17 protein-coding genes are annotated in these 19,826 nt (G+C 69.8%); 9 read left to right on the top strand and 8 right to left on the bottom strand.

The features are described 5' to 3' along the window. Positions 1-155: 155 nt before the first annotated feature. From K8625_RS12290 to K8625_RS12280, 3 genes are all read left to right on the top strand, one after another. The gene (locus K8625_RS12290) at positions 156-2,582 is read left to right on the top strand and encodes an ABC transporter permease (protein WP_223782811.1); all 2,427 of its coding nucleotides are present in this window, start codon (positions 156-158) and stop codon (positions 2,580-2,582) included. Positions 2,583-2,732: 150 nt separating this feature from the next. After that, positions 2,733-3,797, top strand: coding sequence for a GlxA family transcriptional regulator (locus K8625_RS12285; RefSeq protein WP_223782810.1), 1,065 nt, complete (start codon positions 2,733-2,735; stop codon positions 3,795-3,797). A gap of 173 nt (positions 3,798-3,970) precedes the next feature. Further along, on the top strand, positions 3,971-6,061 hold the full coding sequence (locus K8625_RS12280; protein WP_223782809.1) for a prolyl oligopeptidase family protein: 2,091 nt from the start codon (positions 3,971-3,973) through the stop codon (positions 6,059-6,061). Here K8625_RS12280 and K8625_RS12275 read toward each other — a convergent pair. From K8625_RS12275 to K8625_RS12260, 4 genes are read right to left on the bottom strand one after another with little or no spacing between them, the layout of a single operon-like run. Beyond that, positions 6,058-6,864 carry an ABC transporter permease gene (locus K8625_RS12275; RefSeq protein ID WP_223782808.1) on the bottom strand — a complete coding sequence of 269 codons (807 nt, stop codon included), beginning with the start codon at positions 6,862-6,864 and terminating at the stop codon, positions 6,058-6,060. The two genes, K8625_RS12280 and K8625_RS12275, sit on opposite strands and share 4 nt — an antisense overlap. Before the next feature lie 4 nt (positions 6,865-6,868). Further along, a complete protein-coding gene (locus K8625_RS12270; protein ID WP_223782807.1) occupies positions 6,869-7,627 on the bottom strand; it encodes an ABC transporter ATP-binding protein in 759 nt (252 codons plus the stop codon). Next, positions 7,627-8,580 carry a YdeI/OmpD-associated family protein gene (locus K8625_RS44435; RefSeq protein WP_370641905.1) on the bottom strand — a complete coding sequence of 318 codons (954 nt, stop codon included), beginning with the start codon at positions 8,578-8,580 and terminating at the stop codon, positions 7,627-7,629. Before K8625_RS44435 ends, K8625_RS12270 begins: the two co-directional genes overlap by 1 nt. 30 nt (positions 8,581-8,610) lie before the next feature. Next, on the bottom strand, positions 8,611-9,249 hold the full coding sequence (locus K8625_RS12260) for a macro domain-containing protein (protein WP_223782806.1): 639 nt from the start codon (positions 9,247-9,249) through the stop codon (positions 8,611-8,613). A gap of 47 nt (positions 9,250-9,296) precedes the next feature. Here K8625_RS12260 and K8625_RS12255 point away from each other — a divergent pair, with 47 nt between their 5' ends. Beyond that, complete coding sequence (locus K8625_RS12255) at positions 9,297-10,070, top strand: glutathione S-transferase family protein (protein ID WP_223782805.1); 774 nt, start codon at positions 9,297-9,299, stop codon at positions 10,068-10,070. A gap of 6 nt (positions 10,071-10,076) precedes the next feature. Here K8625_RS12255 and K8625_RS12250 read toward each other — a convergent pair whose 3' ends face one another. Beyond that, positions 10,077-10,841 (bottom strand): hypothetical protein, encoded by a 765-nt coding sequence (locus K8625_RS12250; RefSeq protein ID WP_223782804.1) that lies wholly within the window; start codon positions 10,839-10,841, stop codon positions 10,077-10,079. Between the two features lie 121 nt (positions 10,842-10,962). Here K8625_RS12250 and K8625_RS12245 point away from each other — a divergent pair, with 121 nt between their 5' ends. After that, positions 10,963-12,306, top strand: coding sequence for an AHH domain-containing protein (locus K8625_RS12245; RefSeq protein ID WP_223782803.1), 1,344 nt, complete (start codon positions 10,963-10,965; stop codon positions 12,304-12,306). A 15-nt stretch (positions 12,307-12,321) separates the two neighbouring features. Further along, positions 12,322-12,891, top strand: a complete 570-nt coding sequence (locus tag K8625_RS12240) for an imm11 family protein (protein WP_223782802.1) — start codon at positions 12,322-12,324, stop codon at positions 12,889-12,891. Between the two features lie 70 nt (positions 12,892-12,961). Here K8625_RS12240 and K8625_RS12235 read toward each other — a convergent pair whose 3' ends face one another. Both K8625_RS12235 and K8625_RS12230 read right to left on the bottom strand, forming a co-directional pair. Beyond that, a complete protein-coding gene (locus K8625_RS12235; RefSeq protein WP_011556714.1) occupies positions 12,962-13,996 on the bottom strand; it encodes a rod shape-determining protein in 1,035 nt (344 codons plus the stop codon). Positions 13,997-14,181: 185 nt separating this feature from the next. Next, the gene (locus tag K8625_RS12230) at positions 14,182-14,730 is read right to left on the bottom strand and encodes a hypothetical protein (RefSeq protein ID WP_141325547.1); all 549 of its coding nucleotides are present in this window, start codon (positions 14,728-14,730) and stop codon (positions 14,182-14,184) included. A 379-nt stretch (positions 14,731-15,109) separates the two neighbouring features. Between K8625_RS12230 and K8625_RS12225 the strand changes: the two genes are divergently transcribed. From K8625_RS12225 to K8625_RS12215, 3 genes are all read left to right on the top strand, one after another. Then, positions 15,110-15,586 (top strand): hypothetical protein, encoded by a 477-nt coding sequence (locus K8625_RS12225; RefSeq protein ID WP_223749665.1) that lies wholly within the window; start codon positions 15,110-15,112, stop codon positions 15,584-15,586. A 185-nt stretch (positions 15,587-15,771) separates the two neighbouring features. Then, positions 15,772-17,886: a cation:proton antiporter gene (locus tag K8625_RS12220; RefSeq protein ID WP_223782801.1), complete on the top strand. Its 2,115-nt coding sequence runs from the start codon at positions 15,772-15,774 to the stop codon at positions 17,884-17,886. Positions 17,887-18,104: 218 nt separating this feature from the next. Beyond that, complete coding sequence (locus tag K8625_RS12215) at positions 18,105-18,794, top strand: hypothetical protein (protein WP_223782800.1); 690 nt, start codon at positions 18,105-18,107, stop codon at positions 18,792-18,794. A gap of 114 nt (positions 18,795-18,908) precedes the next feature. On the opposite strand, the gene K8625_RS12210 is transcribed toward K8625_RS12215, so the two are convergent. After that, the gene (locus K8625_RS12210) at positions 18,909-19,628 is read right to left on the bottom strand and encodes a glycosyltransferase family 2 protein (RefSeq protein ID WP_223782799.1); all 720 of its coding nucleotides are present in this window, start codon (positions 19,626-19,628) and stop codon (positions 18,909-18,911) included. Positions 19,629-19,826: the final 198 nt, after the last annotated feature.

Genomic DNA, 19,826 nt, shown 5'->3' with positions numbered 1-19,826 from the left:
CTCGTGACGAGGCGCGTCCGGAATCGTCGGAACGACGTCCTTGTCCCAGGGGGGATGTCCGCCCGACACTCGGCCTGTCGTGGTCGCGGCTCGCACGTTTTCGTGAGAGGGGGAGCGGCCAGCGGCCCGGGCCCGTCCCGGCACAGGAGCAGGTGATGTTGGACACTCTGTGGCAGGACCTCCGTTACGGCGCGCGCGTGCTCGTTCGCAGCCCCGCCTTCACCCTCGCCATCCTGTTGACGCTGGCGCTGGGCATCGGCGCGAACACGGCCATCTTCAGCCTCATCCACGTTGTGCTGCTGCGGCCGCTGCCCTATGCGGACGGCGCGCGGCTGGTGCACCTGGAGCAGCCGGTGACGCGGGCGGGCGTGGAGAACACGGGCTTCTCGCCGGTGGAACTGGGGGACTACCGGGAGCAGCTCACGCGCATCCAGGGGCTGGTGGAGTACCACTCGATGCCCTTCAACATCGTGGGGCACGGCGAGCCCCGGCGGGTGCAGACGGCGGTGGTGTCCGCGGGCTTCTTCGACACCCTGGGCGTGCGTCCGCTCCTGGGCCGCGCGTTCCTCCCCGAGGAGGAGGCCCCCGGCGCCGCGCCCGTGCTCATCCTGAGTCACGCGTATTGGAAGAACGTGCTGGGCGGAGACCCGGCCATGGTCGGGAAGACCTTCACGATGAACGGGCGAACGCACACGGTCATCGGCGTGCTGCCTCCCGTTCCGCAGTACCCGGCGGAGAACGACGTGTACATGCCCATCTCCGCGTGCCCGTTCCGCTCGGGCGCGGACTGGGCGCATGGGCGTACCAGTCGCGGGCTCACCGTGCTCGGACGACTGGCGCCAGGAGTGTCGCTCGAGGAGGCGCGCGTCGAGCTGGCCACGGTGGCGACCCGGCTCCATGAGGCGCACCCCGATGCCTATCCCGCCGCGGAGGGGTTCTCCACCACGGTGTCGAGCCTCGAGGACAGGCTGGTGGCGCGGGCGCGTCCCACGCTGCTGCTCCTGCTGGGCACCGCGCTCTTCCTGCTGCTCGTCGTCTGCGCGAACATGGCGAACCTGACGCTGGCGCGGCTGGCGCGACGTGAGCAGGAGCTGGCGGTCCGCGCGGCGCTGGGCGCGGGGCAGGGCAGGATTGCACGGCAGTTGCTGACCGAGCACCTGTTGCTGTCGCTCGTGGGCGGACTGCTCGGGCTCATGGTGGCGGCGGCGGGGATGGAGCTGCTGGTGGCGTTCGTCGCGCGCTACACGTCGCGCGCGGTGGAGGTGGAGGTCGGCTTGCCGATGCTGCTCATCAGCCTCTGCTTGTCGCTGGGCACGGGGCTGGTGCTCTCGCTGCTGCCCGCGATGCCGGCGCGCACGGTGCTCGGCTCGGCGGTCACCGGTGGCGCGGGGACCTCACGGGTGAGCCCGCGGCTGCGTGGGTTCTTCATCGTCTCTCAGGTGGCGCTCTCGTGCATCCTGCTGGTGGGCGCGGGGTTGATGTTGCGCAGCATGGCGCGGCTGCATCGCGTGGACCCGGGGTTCGACGCGGACAACGTGCTCACCGCGCGCGTGGACCTCGGGTGGGACGGGTATCGCGAGGACGACAAGGTCCGCGCCTTCGTCGAGGAGCTGTTGCCCCGACTGGAGGCGATGCCGGGGGTGACCTCCGTCGGGCTCGCCAACGCGCTGCCGCTCAGCGAGAACAGACCGTGGACGACCACGTTGCAGGTGGATGGGCAGGAGCTCGTTCCGGGACAGGTGCGGCCCCAGGCGGACCTGCGCAGCGCGACGGGGGGGTACTTCCGGGCGCTGGGTGTACCGCTGCTGAAGGGGCGGCTGTTCGAGCCGGGGGACCGTCCCGGAGCGGATCCGGTGGTGGTGGTGAACCAGGCGTTCGTGCGCGCGCATCTCGGGGGCGGGGAGGGCGTGGGGCGGCGCATCTCGTTCGATGGAGGGGCGCACTGGGTCACGGTGGTGGGCGTGGTGGGAGATGTGCGGGAGCGCGGGCTCGGTGATGAGCCGCCGCGCGAGGTGTATCTCCCGTTCGCGTTGCAGCCGCTGAGGGACTTGCGGTTGCTCGTCCGCACGCAGGGCCCGCCGATGGTGCTCGCGGAGCGCGTGCGCGCGCTGGTGCACGAACTGGACGCGGCGCAGCCGGTGACGGACGTGCATCCGCTGTCGAACGTGCGCAACGAGTCGCTCGCCGCGCCGCGCTTGATGACGATGCTCCTGGGCTTCTTCGCGGTGCTGGCGCTGGTGCTGACGTGCACGGGCCTGTCCGGCGTGGTGGCGTTCTCCGTGAGCCAGCGGGTGCGGGAGATGGGCATCCGCCTGGCGCTCGGTGCGACGCCCGCGGGCGTGCTCGTGCTGGTGCTGCGACAGGGCATGCACCTGGTGCTCTCGGGGCTCGCGCTGGGGACGGCGGGGGCACTCGGCCTGTCCTCGTTGATGGAGGGGCTGCTGTTCGGCGTGGAGCCCACGGACCCGGTGACGCTGCTGGGCGTGTTGCTGTTGCTGGGGGGCACGGGCGTGGTCGCCTGTCTGCTGCCCGCGCTGCAGGCCTCGCGGGTGGACCCGGCCATCTCGTTGCGGGGGGCGTGACGCTCGTGTGGCGCCGGGCGAGGGCGCAACCCCTCGCCGCGAGGCAGGCGCTCGCAGTCGTGCTCGTGTCCTGGGGCTCGACGCCGCGGCGTCGTGACCTCCTCGCTGTGAGGCCTCGCGGAGAGCCCACGCTCCCGAGGCGGGGCTAACATGCCGGGGCGTGAGGTGCGGATGACGGCGACACGCAGGAGGGTGGGCATTCTCGGCTACGAGGGCGTGGAGAGCCTGGACCTCGTCGGGCCGCTGGAGGCGTTCGCCAAGGTCCACTCGGGTGGACAGCGCAGCTACGAGGTGCTGGTGGTGGGACTGCACCCGGGAGAGTTCCGCTCCGAGTCGGGGGTCGTCTTCAAGCCGCACCTGGTGCTGGAGGACGCGAGTGGATTGGACACGCTCGTCATCCCCGGCGGCGCGGGCCTGCGGACCGCGGAGACCCACGCGCGGGTGACGCGCTGGCTGCGCGCGCATGGGCCCAGGCTCCGTCGCGTCGTCTCCGTGTGCACGGGCATCTACGCGCTCGCGGCCTCGGGGCTGCTCGATGGCCGACGCGCCACCACGCATTGGCAGTTCGCGCGGGACGTGGCGGAGCGCTTCCCGAAGGTCCGCATCGAAGCGGACGCGCTGTTCATCCAGGATGGCTCCTTCTACACGTCCGCGGGAATCACCGCAGGCATCGACCTGGCGCTCGCGCTCATCGAGGAGGACCACGGCCCGCGCTCGGCGCTCACCGTCGCGCGGGAGCTGGTGATGTACCTCAAGCGTCCCGGAGGTCAGGCCCAGTACTCCGAGCCGCTGCGCTTCCAGGAGGAGAGCGGAGGCCGGTTCGGAGACCTGCCGAGCTGGATGCTGGTCAACCTCGCGAAGGACCTCTCGGTGGAGGCCCTGGCCGAGCGTGTCTCCCTCAGCCCACGACACTTCGCGCGTCAGTTCCGCTCCGTCTTCGGACAGACGCCGGCCGCATATGTCGAGCAGCTCCGGCTGGAGGAGGCGCGGCGCAGGCTGGTGGAGGGCCAGAGCGGCATCGAGCAGGTGGCGCTCGCCGTGGGCTTCCAGAGCGCGGACGTCTTCCGCAGGGCCTTCGAGCGTCGGTTCGGCGTGGCGCCGAGTCTGTATCGCGAGGGTTTCCGCGCCCGCGCCTCGGGGACCAGGACCACTCCACGGCCCGGGCGTGCTGGCGGCTCCAGGCGCACGGGGGCTCGAGCACGGGCCTCACGCTGAGCCTGAAGTCGGGACTCGGCGTGTCGTCAGCGGGGCACGCCGGGCGGATGGCGGGGACCCCGCGCTTCAAGGGAAGCTGCCTGCCGTGTGGGAGGAAGCGGGGCCGTGGCCTGGAATGGGCGCGGCCGAGCCGTGTTGGAGGCCCGCCGCATCCCCACCAGGAGACGAGGACCATGGGCAGGTTGTTTGTCGCGCCGCTGCTGACCGGGCTGTTGACCGCTTCGGCGGCGATGGCGGAGGAGGACCCCTTCCTGTGGCTGGAGGAGGTGCAGGGACAGCGCGCGCTGGAGTGGGTGCGCGCGCAGAACGCGAAGACGGAGGCCGTGCTGGAGAAGGACCCGCGCTTCGCGCCCTTCCAGGCCGAGGCGCTGCGCATCTTCACCGCCACGGACCGCATCCCCGGGCCCTCGTTCCGCGCGGGCGGCGTGGACACCTTCTGGCAGGACGCGGCGAACCCTCGCGGCCAGTGGCGACACACCACCACCGAGGGCTACGCGAGCCCCACCATCCCCTGGCAGACGGTGCTGGACGTGGACGCGCTGTCGAAGGCGGAGGGCGCCAACTGGATATGGAAGGGCAAGGAGTGCCTGCCTCCCGCGGACCAGCGCTGCATCGTGCGCCTGTCCAACGGCGGCAAGGACGCGGTGGAGGCGCGCGAGTTCGACGCGGGCGCGAAGCAGTTCGTCGAGAACGGCTTCAAGCTCACCGAGGGCAAGCAGTCCGTGGACTGGCTGGACGCGGACACGCTGCTCGTGGGGCGTGACTGGGGCGGGGACACGCTCACCGAGTCCGGTTACCCGTTCGTGCTCAAGCGCTGGAAGCGCGGCACGCCGGTGGAGCAGGCGACGGAGGTGTTCCGCGGCGAGCGCACCGACGTCTCCGCGTCGCCCATCATCCTGCGGGACGAGGAGGGCGTGCTCCAGGCGGTGTTCGTCAACCGCGGGGTGACGTTCTACGAGTCGGAGCTGTACCTCCTGGGAGACGCGGCGCCCGTGCGGCTGCCGTTCCCGAGGAAGGTGTCCTTCCAGGCGTTCCTCCAGGGGCAGGTGGTCTTCACCATCGAGGAGGACTGGGGCGGCTTCAAGCAGGGCGCGCTGCTGGCCTATCCGCTGGCGGCGCTGAAGGCGGACCCGGCGAAGGCGAAGCCCACGCTCATCCTCCAGCCCGGTCCTCGCCAGGGCATCGAGCGCGTGGCGGCCACGCGCAACCTGCTGCTCGTCAACGTGTACGAGGACGTGAAGGGCGCGCTGGACGTCTACACGCCGGGCAAGAAGCGCTGGACGCGCAAGCGGCTGGCGATGCCGAAGAACGCGTCGGTGGAGATCGTCGATACGTCCTCCTCGCACGACCAGGTGTTCGCGGGCGCGGAGGGCTTCCTGGAGCCTGGGTCGCTGTGGTTCGGCGACGCGGCGGCGGGGAAGGTGAAGCGCATCAAGTCCCTGCCCGCGCGCTTCGATGCGTCCAAGCACCGCGTCGAGCAGTTCTGGGTGAAGTCGAAGGACGGGACGAAGGTGCCGTACTTCCTGGTGCGCCCGGTGAAGCCGAAGGTGGCCGGCGTCACGCCGATGGTGGTGTACGGCTACGGCGGCTTCCAGGTGTCCAAGCCGCCCGTCTACCTGCCGGAGATGGGCAAGCTGTGGCTGGAGCGGGGCGGCGCGTACGTCGTCGCCAACATCCGCGGCGGTGGTGAGTTCGGCCCGAGCTGGCACCAGGCCGCCCTGCGCGAGAAGCGTCAGCGCGCGTTCGATGACTTCGCCGCGGTGCTGGAAGACCTGGTGCGCCGCAAGGTGACGTCGCCGAAGCACATCGGCATCTACGGGCGCTCGAATGGTGGCGTGCTCACCAGCGTGGTGATGACGCAGCGGCCGGAGCTGCTCAACGCGGCGGTCATCGAGAGCCCGCTCATCGACATGATGCGCTACCCGAAGCTGCCCGCGGGCGCGTCCTGGGTGGGCGAGTACGGCGACCCGGCGGTGCCCGAGGACGCGGCGTTCATCTCGAAGTACTCGGCCTACCAGAACCTCAAGCCGGGCGTGCGCTACCCCAAGCCGTACATCACCACGAACACGAAGGACGACCGCGTCCACCCGGGACACGCGCGCAAGTTCGCCGCGAAGCTGGAGTCCATGGGTCTGCCGTATCTGTATTACGAGAACACGGACGGCGGGCACAGCAACGACTCCGACCCGATGCTGAACGCGCGCCGGTGGGCGCTGCACCACGTGTACCTGTCGCAGCAGCTGATGGACGCCGCGGCGCCCTAGCTGACGCTCTCCGCGCTGTAGCGGGCGATGAGGCCCGTGCGCACGGCGTGGCGGAAGACGCGGGTGAAGAAGAAGGCGGCCAGCAGGATGTAGAGGATGGCGAGGCCGCCTCCCAGCGCCACCGTGGACCAGGACACCGAGCCACCGGCGACGATGGCTCGCATGCCCTCGAACACGTACGAGGGTGGCAGCATGCGGCTGATGCCCTGCATCCACGAGGGCAGCGTGGACAGCGGGTAGAAGACGCCGACGAACGGGGACAGGAGCGCGGGGATGGGCCAGATGAACCACTCCGCGGACGGCCCCAGCCGCAGCACCACCGCCGTGCCGATGATGCCCAGCGCGATGCCGAAGAGGAACAGCACGAGCAGGAACGGCACCAGCATGGCGCCATAGACGAGCATCGACAGGCCGAACACCGTGCCCGCGACCACGAGCATGACGATGAGGCCCACCGAGCTGGTCGCGATGCTGGAGAGCACCAGTCCCAGCACGTACTCGCTGATGGACATGGGCGTGGCGAAGACGTTGAGGAAGTTGCGCGACCAGACGTCCTCGAAGAAGGCCATCGTCACGCCCTGCATGACGCGGGTGAGGAAGTCCCAGAGGAGCACGGCGCCCAGCAGCGCGGGCACCAGGTCCATGCCGGGCTCGTGGGTGATGGTGCCCAGATAGCGGGTGATGAAGCCCCACAGGACGATGTCGATGGCCACCCACGCGAAGAGGGGGAAGACGCGCGAGGGGCTGCCCTTGAGCAGGTAGAACTGGCGCAGGACGACGGCGGCGGCGCGGGACAGTCGCATGGCTTCAGTGATTCCCCAGCGCGAGCGGCTCGCGGGCGACGGTGATGAACAGCTCCTCAAGCGTGGCCTTGCCGTGCTCCTGCGGCAGCTTGCGAGGGTCTCCCTGGAGCAGCACCTCGCCGCGCGACATGAAGAGGACGCGGTCGCAGACCTCCTCGACCTCGTACATGTTGTGGGACGTCCACAGCACGCCGCCGGTGCCCTGGGCCGCGAAGTCGCGGATGCGGGCGCGGATGTCCTTCGCGGTGGCCGGGTCCAGGGACGCGGTGGGCTCGTCGAGCAGGAGCAGCTGCGGCTGGTTGAGCATGGCCTTGGCGAGCGCCACGCGGGTCTGCTCGCCCGAGGACAGCACGCCGCTCTTGGTGTCGCGGAAGCGCACGAGGTCGAATTCCTTCAGCAGGGTCTCGATGCGCTGGGAGACGTGCTTCACGCCGTAGATGAGCCCGAAGTAGCGCAGGTTCTGCTCGACGGTGAGGTTGCCGGGCAGGGGCGCGTAGACGGCGGCGAAGTTGGTGCGCTCCAGGGCCTGGGAGCGGTGCTTCGCCAGGTCCACGCCCTGGATGTGGATGGAGCCGGAGGTGGGCTCGAGCACGCCGAGCACCATGTTGATGGTCGTCGTCTTGCCGGCGCCGTTGGGGCCGAGCAGCCCGACGATTTCGTTGCGGCCCACCTCGAAGGAGATGCCGTCGACGGCGACCGTGCCCGCGTAGGTCTTGCACAGCTCGCGCACGGCGAGCACGGGGGAGGAGCTGGAGGCGGGCATCAGGAGTGGATCTTCTCGTTCCGGGCGAGCATGTCGACGTACTCGGCGATCTTGCGGGCGCGGGTCTCCGCCTTCTTGACGTTCTGGACGCGGAACAGGATGGCGTAGCGGTTGACGGAGTTGAGTGTCGCGAAGAACGCCTGGGCGCGCGGGTTGGCGGCCAGGGCCTGGGCGAGGTCCTCCGGCACGGTGGATGTGCGCGCGGAGTCGTAGGCGGCGTCCCAGCGGCCGTTCTTCTTCGCGTTCTCGACTTCGGCCAGCCCCGTGGGGCGCATCTTCCCGGCGTCGATGAGGGCGAGCACCTTCTCGCGGTTGATCTTCGACCAGATGCTGCGCGGGCCGCGTGGGGTGAAGCGCAGCAGGTACGCGGTCTCGTCGAAGCGGCCCTTCTGGCCGTCGATCCAACCCCAGATCAGCGCGACCTCCAGCGCCTCCTGGTAGGTGACCGAGGTGGGGCTGTGGCCCTTCTTCGTGAACTTGAGCCACGCGCCGCGCGTGGTGTGGTGCTTCTCCATCCAGCGGTCGAAGGCGGCGGGGGTCTCGAAGAAGACGATGGGCAGGCCGTCCGTGGGGGCGGGGGCGGACGGCGTCTTGGTCGCGGCGGGCGCGGACTTGGATGGCATGGGCGGGTTTCGAGCGGCGCTGGTGGTGGGCTTCGCGGCCGGGGACTTGTGGGTCGCGGCGCTGGCGAGCGTCTTTCGAGCACCGGCCTTGCGCGGCGCGGTGCTGGCGGTGGGCTTCGTGGCCGAGGACTTGCCGGTCGCCGCGCTGGCCGAGGGCTTCGGGGCGGAGGACTTGCCGCCCCTGGCGCCGCGAGGAGGCGTCTGCGGTGCCACGGACTTCGCGGCGAGGGCGTTCCGGGCGGCCTTCACGGGGGCGGTGGTCTTCCCGCGCTTCGACGCGGGGCGGGAGGACTGCTTCGTCGAGGAGCGGGGCTCGCGGGCAGGGCTCATGGGCCCGGCTTGTAGCACGGGTCCGCGGCGCTATGGCTTCAGCCGGGCGTCATCCGTCGCGGCTGCGCGGAGGGTGCCGGGGATGAAGTCCGGTCCCACCACGGTGCGCAGCCACGCGTCCTTCATCTGTCGCGCGCAGCGGAGGGCGGGCATGCGGCCGACGGCGGTGCCCAGGCCTGGGGTGAGGATGGTGCGGATGGGTGTCTTCGCCGTCTTGTTGTACGCGAGCACGCAGCGCAGCGAGGCGCGCATGGCGAGGTAGGCGTTCACCGTCTCGCTGACATCCGTGGGCACGCGCATGGTGGGCGCGCTGATGCACCAGGGAATCTCCTCGCGGCCGGTGGGGACGAGCACCGCGTTGCCCACGGGCAGCTCGCCGCCCCAGTCCTTCTCGAGCAGCTCGCGCAGGCGGTCCTGTACCTGCTGGCCGAGCTGGTACGTGTAGACGGCGTCGATGCCGCCATCCATGAACCCGAAGCTGTTGGCGGGGCTGATGATGGCGTCGGCGCGGATGTCGATGGGGTCGTTGGGGGACACCTGTCCCTCGCGCTCGGAGAAGATGTCTCCTCGGGAGATGGTGACGCCGTCGAGGCCCGCGAACTCCTGGCGCCAGGCCTCCACCAGGGCGTGGCTGAGGTCACGCAGGTGCAGTCGGAGGGGAGGCGTCATGTCCTGGTTATACATCCCGCCCTGGTCCGGCGTAGGTTCCGGGGCCTATGCGCACTCTGTATGGGTTGCGGTACTCGGGTTGGACGGAGAAGGCCCTCTGGGCGTTGGACCACCACGGTGTCGACTACCGCTACCGCGAGCACACGCCGCTGACGGGTGAGCTGGCGCTGCGCTGGCGCACGCCGAAGGGCACGCGTCCCACGGTGCCGTTGCTCGTGGAGCCGGAGGGGGCGACGACGGGTTCGTTCTCGATTGCACGCAGGGCGGAGGCACAGGGGCGCGGTGCGCCGCTGTTTCCCGCGAATGCGATGGAGACCATCGAGCGCTGGGAGCTGGTGAGCGACGCGGTGCTGGGCATCGCCCGGGCCAACGTGTTGCGACGGATGCTCGAGAATCCGCGCGCGCAGCGCGAGAGCCTGCCTGGGTACATCCCTGGGTTTCTTCGGGGGCTGTCCGCGCCGGTGGCCCGACTGGGGGTGCGGTTCATCTCGCGCAAGCATCACGCGGTGGCGGACCCCGAGCGGGTGCTGCATGAGAAGGCGGTCCCCGCGTTGGAGCGGCTCCGCGCGGAGCTGAAGGGGCGTCCCTATCTGATGGACGGCTTCACGTACGCGGACATCACGGCGGGGCTGATGCTCCAGTTCGTGCGGCCCGTGGATGACGCGTGGTTGCCGGTGGGGCCGGGGACGCGTGAGGTGTGGCATCACGAGTCGCTGGCCGCGGCGTTCCCGGACCTGCTCGCGTGGAGGGACTCGCTGTATGCGAAGCACCGCCGCCCCGCGTTGTTGGGGGCTGGCGGTGTGGTGGCTCGCGCGAGCTGAAGCGGGCTACTTCGTCTTCGCGGGCGGGGTGCTCTGGGGGGCAGCCATGCGCTGACGAATCATCTCTTGAATCTGCTCGGGGGACTTGCCCTTGAAGTCCTCGGGCTTGAAGGAGCCCATGACGGAGTCGTTGGGGCCGGGGGCGTCGAGTTCCTCGTAGTCAGCGGGGATGGTGAAGAGGGAGGCAGGCTGCTCGCCGACCTTGATGTTGGTGACGTCGATTTCGGCCTGGAGCTTGCCCTTGGTGTCGAAGGTCTGGCTGCGCACGTAGGCGACCTCGGGGAGGTCGGTGGGGCGCCACACCTTCTGACGCTCGACGGCGCCCTCGGCACCGGGAGGGACACCTTCATAGATGACGGTGGGGTGGCCGTTGACCTTCTGGGTGCCGACCTTCTTGAAGCCCTGCTCCTTGAAGCACGCGTCGAAGTCCTGGTTCTTCCCGGAGCAGGCGCCGGGAATCTTCACGGACATGTCGTCGAGGTTGCGGGTGGTGGCGGCCTTGCGCTCGTGGAAGAGGGTGGAGCCGGTGCGCTTCTCCCAGTTGAAGAGGATGGACATTCCGCCGGGGACCTCGGCGGGGGACAGGTCCATGCGCAGCATGCCGGTGCGGCCGTACATCTTGCCCTTGGTCTCGGGGGCGGCCTTCTGGCCGGGCGGGGGCGCGCTCTTCACGCGCAGGTCACCGACCCAGTCCGCGAGCGCGGGCGAGGACACGAGCAGCGTGGCGGCGAGGACCTTCGACAACGTGTGACGAACCGTGGATGTGCTCATGGGCGCACCACAATCCAGGGCCTGTGTGGGTGTCAAACCCGCTCGTGCTCCCTTTCTGGCCCGGGTGAGGGGACGTGTCAGGGCCGCGAGGCATGGTTCGGGCTCCTGACACGGAGGGCCCATGTCGCCACGTTGGTGCGTCGCGCTGCTCATGCTGTTGACGGGAGTTGGGTGCTCCTCGGCCCGGGTCGTTCGTCTCGACACGGGGCGCGAGGTCCTGACCCTGGCGCCCCATGAGGAAGAGGGTGCGGAGCTGGCCGAGGCCCGACTCGAAGATGACGAGTTCGAGGATGCGATGAAGTCCCTGTCGCGTGATGTCGTTCCCTCGAACAACCCGATGAGGCAGGCCCGTGAACTGTTCGGGCTCCCCTCCCGCAGCGGGTTGTACCTCTACGAGCACCGGGCGCACCGGCTCTCGGTCAGAGGCGAGCCCTCGGCTGAGGGGCCTCACCTGCTGGAGACCTATGCGGACGAGGAGATGACCCAGGCCTATGGCCGATGGTGTCGGAACAAGGGCACGCCGGGTGATTGCCTGAGTCTGCTGGAAGAAGGCCCGCTGCTCGGCAGTGATGGCAAGTACGTGCTGGCGATGGCCATCGCCATGGGCTCGGTCTGGGATGAGTCGGCCGAGGCGCTGGAGGACATGACCGACCCCAAGCAAGTCCTCTCGGTGGTGATGGCCTCCGTGACGATGTACATGCTCCTGTGGTCCTTGCCCGAGCCTGTGTCGAAGGGCCTGGCGACGTTGCTGACAGCGACGGCCATCGCCTATCTGGGCGTCGATACGGTGTTGGGCATCATCGGGGGATGGTGCGCGCTCGTCAGGGATGTGGACCGTGCCACCACCTTCGAGCAGCTCGACGAAGCGGGCTCCGCATTTGGAGCGGTGCTGGGGGAGAACGCAGCGCGTGTCTTCGTGATGTTGGCCACCGCCGCTATCGGCAACACGGCGGGGTTGGCGGCGAAGTCAGCGCAACTGCCGGGCTCCGCACAGGCGGCGCTGGCGGTCGAATCTCAGGCGGGTTTCCAGTTCGCGGCCATGGGGGCGGTGCGTTCGGTCGCGGTGTCGGGCGAGGGACTCACCATCGCGCTCGCACCCAATGCGCTGGCGATGGCTGGCCAGCGAAACGGTACGAGCAAGCCGCATCGCCATCACATCGCCACGGACAAGAACAGCGTCTCCGCTGTCCAGGGGGGACCCTGGACTCCTCAGTTCAGGAGAATCTTCCGCAAGGCGGGAATGAAGCTGAAGGACCCGGAGAACGTCGTGGAAGTGCGAGGCCACAAAGGCCCTCACCCTCAGAAGTACCACGAAGCCATTTACGAGCGGCTCAACAGCGTGACGAGGACGTGTCGCACCGTGGAAGCTTGTCGCAAGGCGCTGACCACCGAACTCCAGGCCCTGTCCGTGGAAGTCAGGACGAAGGGGACGAGACTCAACGAACTGGTGACGCGAGGAAAGTGAGGTAGAGGGCCAGATATGCCCAAGCGTTACTTCAAGCTCGCGCAGGTGGTGGAGTCGGGGAACTGGGACCTGGGAGATCCGTTGGATGAGCGTGGCGTGGAACTGGAGGACCCCTATGTCTTCCGTTCTGGACGTGCGCTTCCACCCCAAGGACGTTTGAGCATCCCCATCGATGAGCCCGGGCGACGCCTGGAGTTCAGCACCGCGGGGCTTGGCATGGCGCCAGTCGTCCATGTCCGTGTCGCCACGCTCTTCATGGAGCTGGCTCCTGACGCAGTGCAGTTCTGCCCCGTCGAAATCCAGGGGTTGCCCGACCAGTACCTCATCCTGGTGGCCACGAAGCTCCTGCGCTGCATCGACGATGAGGCGTCCGAGGAGGTCCTGTACTGGAAGCCCGAAGACGGTCAGCCCGAGCGGGTGGGGGAGTACAGGTCCGTCATCGGCATGCGCATCGACAAGTCGAAGGTCGGTGACGCCAAGGTGTTCCGCACCTGGGGCTGGGACCTGGGCCTCATCGTCTCCGAGGACCTCAAGCTCGCACTGGAGCGCGCTCAAGTCACCGGCGTGAGGTTCACCGAGGTCTGACCTCTGGAAACACGAACGGCGCCGGCCTCCAGGAGGCACGGCGCCGCGGTGCTCACGACAGGGCCGAGGCTCAGCCCGGCTGGCAGACCTGGCGGAGGATGTCGAGCGACTCCAGCGCCTTGCCCGCGCCAATCACCACGGCGGAAAGTGGGTCCTCGGCCAGGAACACCGGCAGGCCCGTCTCCTCACGCAACAGCGTGTCCAGGTTCTTCAGCAGCGCGCCACCACCGGCCAGCACGATGCCCCTGTCGGCGATGTCACCGGCCAGCTCCGGGGGCGTGCGCTCCAGCGTCAGCTTCACCGCCTCGACGATGCCGTTCACCGGCTCGGCGAGCGCGTCACGCACCTCGTCGCTCGACACCGTCAGCGTGCGCGGCACACCCGCCACCAGGTCGCGACCCTTGATCTCCATGGTCATGACCTCGTCCGTCGGATACGCCGTGCCGATGCCCATCTTGATGAGCTCCGCCGTGCGCTCGCCGATGAGCAGGTTGTACTTGCGCTTCACGTACTGGATGATCGCCTCGTCCAGCTTGTCGCCGCCGATGCGCACGCTCTTGGCGAACACGATGCCCGCCAGGCTGATGACCGCGACGTCGGACGTGCCACCGCCGATGTCCACAATCATGTTGCCGCTGGGCTCCGTCACCGGCAGGCCCGCGCCGATGGCCGCCGCCATGGGCTGCTCAATCAGGTAGACCTCGCGCGCGCCCGCGTTCGCCGCCGCCTCGCGCACCGCGCGGCGCTCCACCTCCGTGATTCCAGAGGGGATGCCGATGATGATGCGCGGGTTCACCAGCGTCTTGCGGTTGTGCGCGCTCTGGATGAAGTAGCGCAGCATCGCCGCCGTGATTTCGAAGTCGGCGATGACGCCGTCCTTCATCGGCCGGATGGCGACGATGTTGCCCGGCGTGCGGCCCAACATCTCCTTGGCTTCCTTGCCCACCGCGAGGACCTTCTTGCCCCCGCGCGCGTCCTGCTGGACGGCCACCACCGAGGGCTCGTTGGACACGATGCCCTGACCGCGGATGTAGATGAGCGTGTTCGCCGTGCCGAGGTCGATGGCGAGGTCGCGCGAAAAGAGGGTGTGAAGCCAGTCGAACATACGAGGGCGGAAACTTTCGGAGAGTCGGCGGAATTTCCCGCTGGCGCGTGGGGGAATGCGGCCGCGAAGGTACTACGCGACGCGGCACGGAGGAAGAAAAGCCGGAAGCCCTTTCACAACCGCCTGGGGAGCAGTCGACCAGCGGACTCGGGCGGGGGAAGGGCCACCCCCCACGAACCCCCGCCTCAGGGGGAGACTTCCACCACCTGGGCCCGCTCGAAGCGCGTGGCCACCACACCCGCCTGCTCCGCCTCGCCCTCGGGAAGGCACCCGGCGGGCACCACCCCGGCCTCCTCGGCCTCCCGGTACTCGGGCGTGTGCCGCAAAGCCTCGCTGGTGACGTGGAGCAGCCCGTCGCGGACCGGCTCGAACAGCAGCGCGGTGAGGTACCAGGCGGGCGCGTAGTCCAGGCGGATGAGCCCGTGCACGCTCCAGCGGTGCGGCGTGTAGTCCCACGGGCAGCGGCCGAGCACCTTCTTCAAGAGCCACCCCGTGGCGTACTCCGCCCCGAAGATGAGGGCCGTGTAGGCCAGCGCCCTCACCGGCCGGGGCAGGGGCTTGAGCCTGGCGGAGACCTCCTCCAGCGCCAGCGCCGTCCCCCCGTAGATGGGGTGCATCCAGAGATAGGTCTGCGCCGTGGCGCTCCTGTCCCGGCGCAGGGCCGCGTTCGCCCCCGTGAAGAGGACCTCCAGCACCCAACCCGTGCACCCGTAGAGCAGGAATCGTGAAAGCACATCCTCAACCTAGGGATGCTCCCCCTCGGCGGCACGCCCATGCACGGGCCGCATCGACGCCTGCCATCGCTGTGCACGGGCGGACGTTGTCATCGTCCACGCGCGCCTTCGCGCCCCGTCCCGGTCGACTCATTCGTGGAGAGGAGGACATGGGCCTACAGCCCGGTGACGCACCCGCCTGGAACGGGGTGTCGTCCCCTCGCGTCAGGGCGCGTGGAGCCACGGGCACATGGCCGCGCCGCCGCTCCGCGCGCTCGCCACCTCGTCCGCGCGGTGGGGCTTGAGCGGACTGGCGGGCGGGGGACAACCCGCGCTTTACGGGGCCATGTCCGGCGTAGTACCTGAACGGCCGATGCGCTCCCCCGGCCCGACATCGCGAATGCCCGGTTCCGGGAGTGAGCTGCTCCGTGCCGGGCTGCTGGCCCTGGGCATGGCGCTGGTCCTGGCGACCGTCCTGCGCGCCGGGGACGCCGAGTGCCCCACCCGAAGCACCCCCGAGCGCGGCTTCTACGCCGACTCCGGCGTGACGTCGGTGCTCCAGGGCGCCGGGTCCTCCAAGAAGTCCTCGCGGCGCTGGGGCGCGCAGTTCCACATCACGGACCTGGGCGGCTGGGACCTGGGGCTCCATGTGGGCGCGGGGCCCGTCGTCTTCGCGGCCTCCTCGGTGCGGACCCGCACGGGGCTGGAGCCGGACCTGCTGGCCCTGTACCGCTGGGGCCGCGAGCGTCACCACGCCTTCACGCGCGTCACCCTGCGCGAACGTCGTGCCCCGGCGGCGCCCACGTCGAGCGGGGAAGTCGCGGACCGTCCCTCCATCGCCAGTCGGACGCTGCGCGGACCGCCCGAGTTCGGCTGACCCGTGCGCGACGCGGGCCCTCTGCCGGGCCGGGGTCGCGCGTGGAGTCCCGCGGTGGTCCGGGCGAGAAGCCCGGCGTGACGTCGTCTTTTCCTTTCATCCCCGAGGGATGGCCCTTGTCTTTCCGAGTCCTCGGAAAAAAGCGGGGCGCGTCCCGTCCGAGTCTTCCAGATTGAGGTGACCTGATGCACGGAGCCCACGAGGTCCTCCAGGCCATTGCCATTGTCCTGTGCGTCGCCGCGGTGACGACGGTGGTCTTCCAGAAGCTGCGCCAGCCCGTGGTGCTCGGCTACATCCTCGCGGGCCTCGTGGTGGGCCCCTACCTGCCGATTCCGCTGGTCGCCAACCAGGAGGTGGTGACGACGCTGTCGGAGCTGGGCGTCATCCTGCTGATGTTCTCGCTCGGGCTGGAGTTCAGCCTGCGCAAGCTGTTCTCGGTGGGGTTCACCGCCGGGCTCACGGCCGTCATCCAGTGCAGCATCATGGTGTGGCTGGGCTTCGTGGTGGGGCGCGCCTTCGGCTGGACGACGCTGGAGAGCATCTTCACCGGCGCCATCATCGCCGTGTCCAGCACCACCATCATCGCCAAGGTGTTCGACGAGCAGGGCATCCGCGGGAAGCTGCGGGAGCTGGTGGTGGGCGTGCTCATCGTCGAGGACCTCATCGCGGTGCTGCTGATGGCCACGCTGACGGCCATCTCCACGGGCGCGGGCCTGTCGGTGAAGGACCTGACGCTGACCACGGGCAAGCTGGTGGCGTTCCTGGTGGGCCTGGTGGCGGTGGGCCTGTTCATCATCCCCCGGGCCATGCGCGCGGTCATCAAGCTGAACCGGCCGGAGACGACGCTCGTGACGAGCGTGGGCATCTGCTTCGCGGTGGCGCTGCTGGCCCAGTCGTTCGGCTACTCGGTGGCGCTGGGCGCGTTCCTGGCGGGCTCGCTGGTGGCGGAGTCGGGTGAGGAGAAGCTGGTCGAGCACCTGGTGCAGCCGGTGCGCGACATGTTCGCGGCCATCTTCTTCGTGTCGGTGGGCATGCTCATCAGCCCCGCGCTCATCATGGAGCACTGGGCGGCCATCCTGGTGCTCACCGTGGTGGTCATCGTCGGCAAGCTGGTCAGCGTGGCGCTGGGCGCGTTCCTGACGGGCAACAGCACGCGCACCTCCGTGCAGGCGGGCCTGAGCCTGGCGCAGATTGGCGAGTTCTCCTTCATCATCGCCGCGCTGGGCCTGTCGCTGAAGGCCACCGGCTCGTTCATCTACCCGGTGGCGGTGGCCGTGTCGGCCATCACCACGCTCACCACGCCCCTGCTCATCAAGGCCTCGGGGCCGGTGGCGTCGTGGGTGGACCGCAAGCTGCCCAAGCCCCTGCAGACCTTCGTCACGCTGTACGGTACGTGGGTGGAGCGGCTGCGGCAGGCGCCGCGTCGGGAGACGTTGGGCGCGGGCGTGCGGCGCCTCATCCGGCTGTTGGTGCTGGACGCGGTGCTGCTGGTGGTCCTGGTCATCGGCACGGCGCTGATGGCGGACCGCATGGCCCACTTCGTCGAGGTCCAGACGGGCGTGGACGAGGACCTGTCGAAGAACCTCATCCTGGGCGGCGCGGTGCTGCTGGCGGTGCCGTTCATCCTGGGCGTCATCGGCATGGCGCGGCGGCTGGGCTCGATTCTGTCGGAGGCGGCGCTGCCGGCGCGCAAGGACGGCAAGCTGGACCTGGCCGCGGCGCCTCGGCGGGTGCTGCTCGTCACGCTGCAGGTGGGCATCGTCCTGCTGGTGGCCATCCCCGTGGTGGTGGTGACGCAGCCCTTCTTGAAGGGCGTGGCGGGCCCCCTGGTGTTGCTGGTGCTGGTGGGCGCGCTGGGCGTCGCCTTCTGGCGCGGGGCGACCAATCTGCACGGCCACGTGCGCGCCGGCGCGCAGGTGCTGGTGGCGGCGCTGGCGGCGCAGTCGCACTCGAAGGAGCCGGGCGCGGAGGAGCACGCGCTGGACCACGTGCAGGGGCTGTTGCCGGGCCTGGGCGCGCCGGCCTCCGTGCGGCTGGAGGAGTCCAGCCCCGGCGCGGGCAAGACGCTGGCCCAGGTGAACCTGCGCGGCCTCACGGGCGCGACGGTGCTGGCCATCCAGCGTGGCGAGCAGAGCCTGTCGGTGCCCACCGCGCAGGAGGTGCTGCGGGTGGGCGACGTGCTCGCGCTGACGGGGACGAGCGAGGCGGTGGACGCGGCGAAGGCGCTGCTCCTGGGCGCGCCGCCCTCGGTGCCGCCGCCCGAGCCCCCTCCCACGGAGGAGACGCGCGCCCACGGGTAGCCTGTCCGCCTGGGGGGCGGTGAGCCTCACCGCCCCCGTCGCGCGACGCGGCCCCCGCGCCCGTGCGAGCACGCTCCCTTGCCTCACAGTCCACGGAAGGGGCGATGTGTCTGGGCGTCCTGCTCTCCGAGCGACGGCCCGACACCCGCCGCCGTGCCCCTGTCCTTCGTGCGCCTCGTTTTCACATTGAGAGGTCCACAGTGGTGGGGAGCACGACCATGAAAGATTTCCGAAGAGGGTGGTTGATTGGCGCGCTGGTGCCGGCGATGGCGCTGGGCTGGGCCTGTGAGTCCCGGCAGTCCGCGGATTCACGCAACGAGCAGGGCACAGGGGGCTCGGGTCGCACGACGGAGATGACGGGGGGCTCGCAGGACGCCGTCCCGAGTGGCGCCACGCAGGACCACGGCGGTGCGGGCTCGAGCGACGACGGCATCGGGGGCAGCGGCAGCAGCTCCGATGTCCAGGGCTCGGGCGCCCAGCCGGGCAGCACCGGCTCCGGTGTCTACGGCACGGGCGCGGGGGGCAGCAGCACCGGCTCGGATGTCAGCGGCTCGGGCTCGAGCGGCACCGGCTCCGACCTCAACGGCACGGGGGCGGGTGGCAGCGGCACCGGCAGCCAGGGCACTACCGGCTCCGACCTCAACGGCACGGGCTCCGGCGGCAGCGGCGCGAGCGGGACGGACACCACGGATACGTCGGGCACGAGCAGCACGAACGACCCGGCCACCAGCGGCACCAGCCCGGGAGGCACCGGCGGCACGGGCGCGAGCGGCACCCGCACGGACACCCCGAACAACACCGGTGGCACGGGCGGCTCGGGCGCGGGGCTCGACAACAGCAGCTCCGGCGGCACCACGGGCACCAACGCGGGACCCTCGGGCAGCAGTGACAGCGGCACCCGGCGCTAGTCGTGAAGGGGGCGTGTGTCCGGGCGGACCTCGTGCACGCGAGGCCCGCGCCGGACGACCCGGGAGGTCCACTCCGTCCCGACGGGGACGGGGCCTTCCCGGACGGCGCGCGGACTAGCGCTTCAGCGCGTACTTGCCGATGGCATAGAGGGCGCGCACGCCGTCCTTCCAGCCAATCTTCTTGCCCTCCTCGTACGTGCGCCCGTGGTAGCTGATGGGCACCTCGTAGATGCGCCAGTTGCCGCGGGCCACCTTGGCGGTGATTTCGGGCTCGAAGCCGAAGCGGTCCTCCTCCACCTCGACGGAGCGCAGCACCTCGGCGCGGAAGGCCTTGTAGCAGGTCTCCATGTCGGTGAGGTTCAGCCCGCTCGTCATGTTGGAGAGCGTGGTCAGCAGGTTGTTGATGACCGTGTGCCAGAAGTACAGCACCCGGCGGGGCGTCCCCGTGAAGCGGCTGCCGAAGACGACGTCGGCCTCACCGTCCAGGATGGGCTGAATCACCCGCGGGATGTCGCGCGGGTCGTATTCCAGGTCCGCGTCCTGCACGAGGATGATGTCCCCGGTGGCCTCGGCGAAGCCCCTGCGCAGCGCGGCGCCCTTGCCCTGGTTCTGCTCCTGGAACAGCACCCGGATGTCGTTGCGGTTCTTCGGCGTGCCCCCCAGCAGGCCCACACCCTGCTCGGCCAGCTGCTGCAACAGCTCCCGGCTTCCGTCCCGGGAGCAATCGTCCACGAGGACAAGCTCCTTGGGGAAGTCGACCGCGATGCAGCGGCGCAGCAGCTCCGCCAGGGTGGGAATCTCGTTGTAGACGGGGATGACCAGGGAGACGAGCATGTCGCCCCGGGCTCTATCGCATTTCGACCCGGGGGGCGACTGTCCAGCACCCGGCGCGTGTACCCACGTCTCATGCCCTTTCCCCGCGTCCCGGTGTGAGATGGGGGGTGGCAAGAGTCACCTGTTTTGCATGGAATACTTCCTCCGGGGGGAACAGCCGTGGGGGTCCCCCGCCATGCGTGACAGTGGAAGGGAACG

This window comes from Myxococcus sp. AS-1-15 (genome assembly GCF_020037055.1).
Classification (GTDB): Bacteria; Myxococcota; Myxococcia; order Myxococcales; family Myxococcaceae; genus Myxococcus; species Myxococcus fulvus.
Note: the sequence above shows the minus strand (reverse complement) of the source record. Positions and strands in the feature narration are given on the sequence as shown.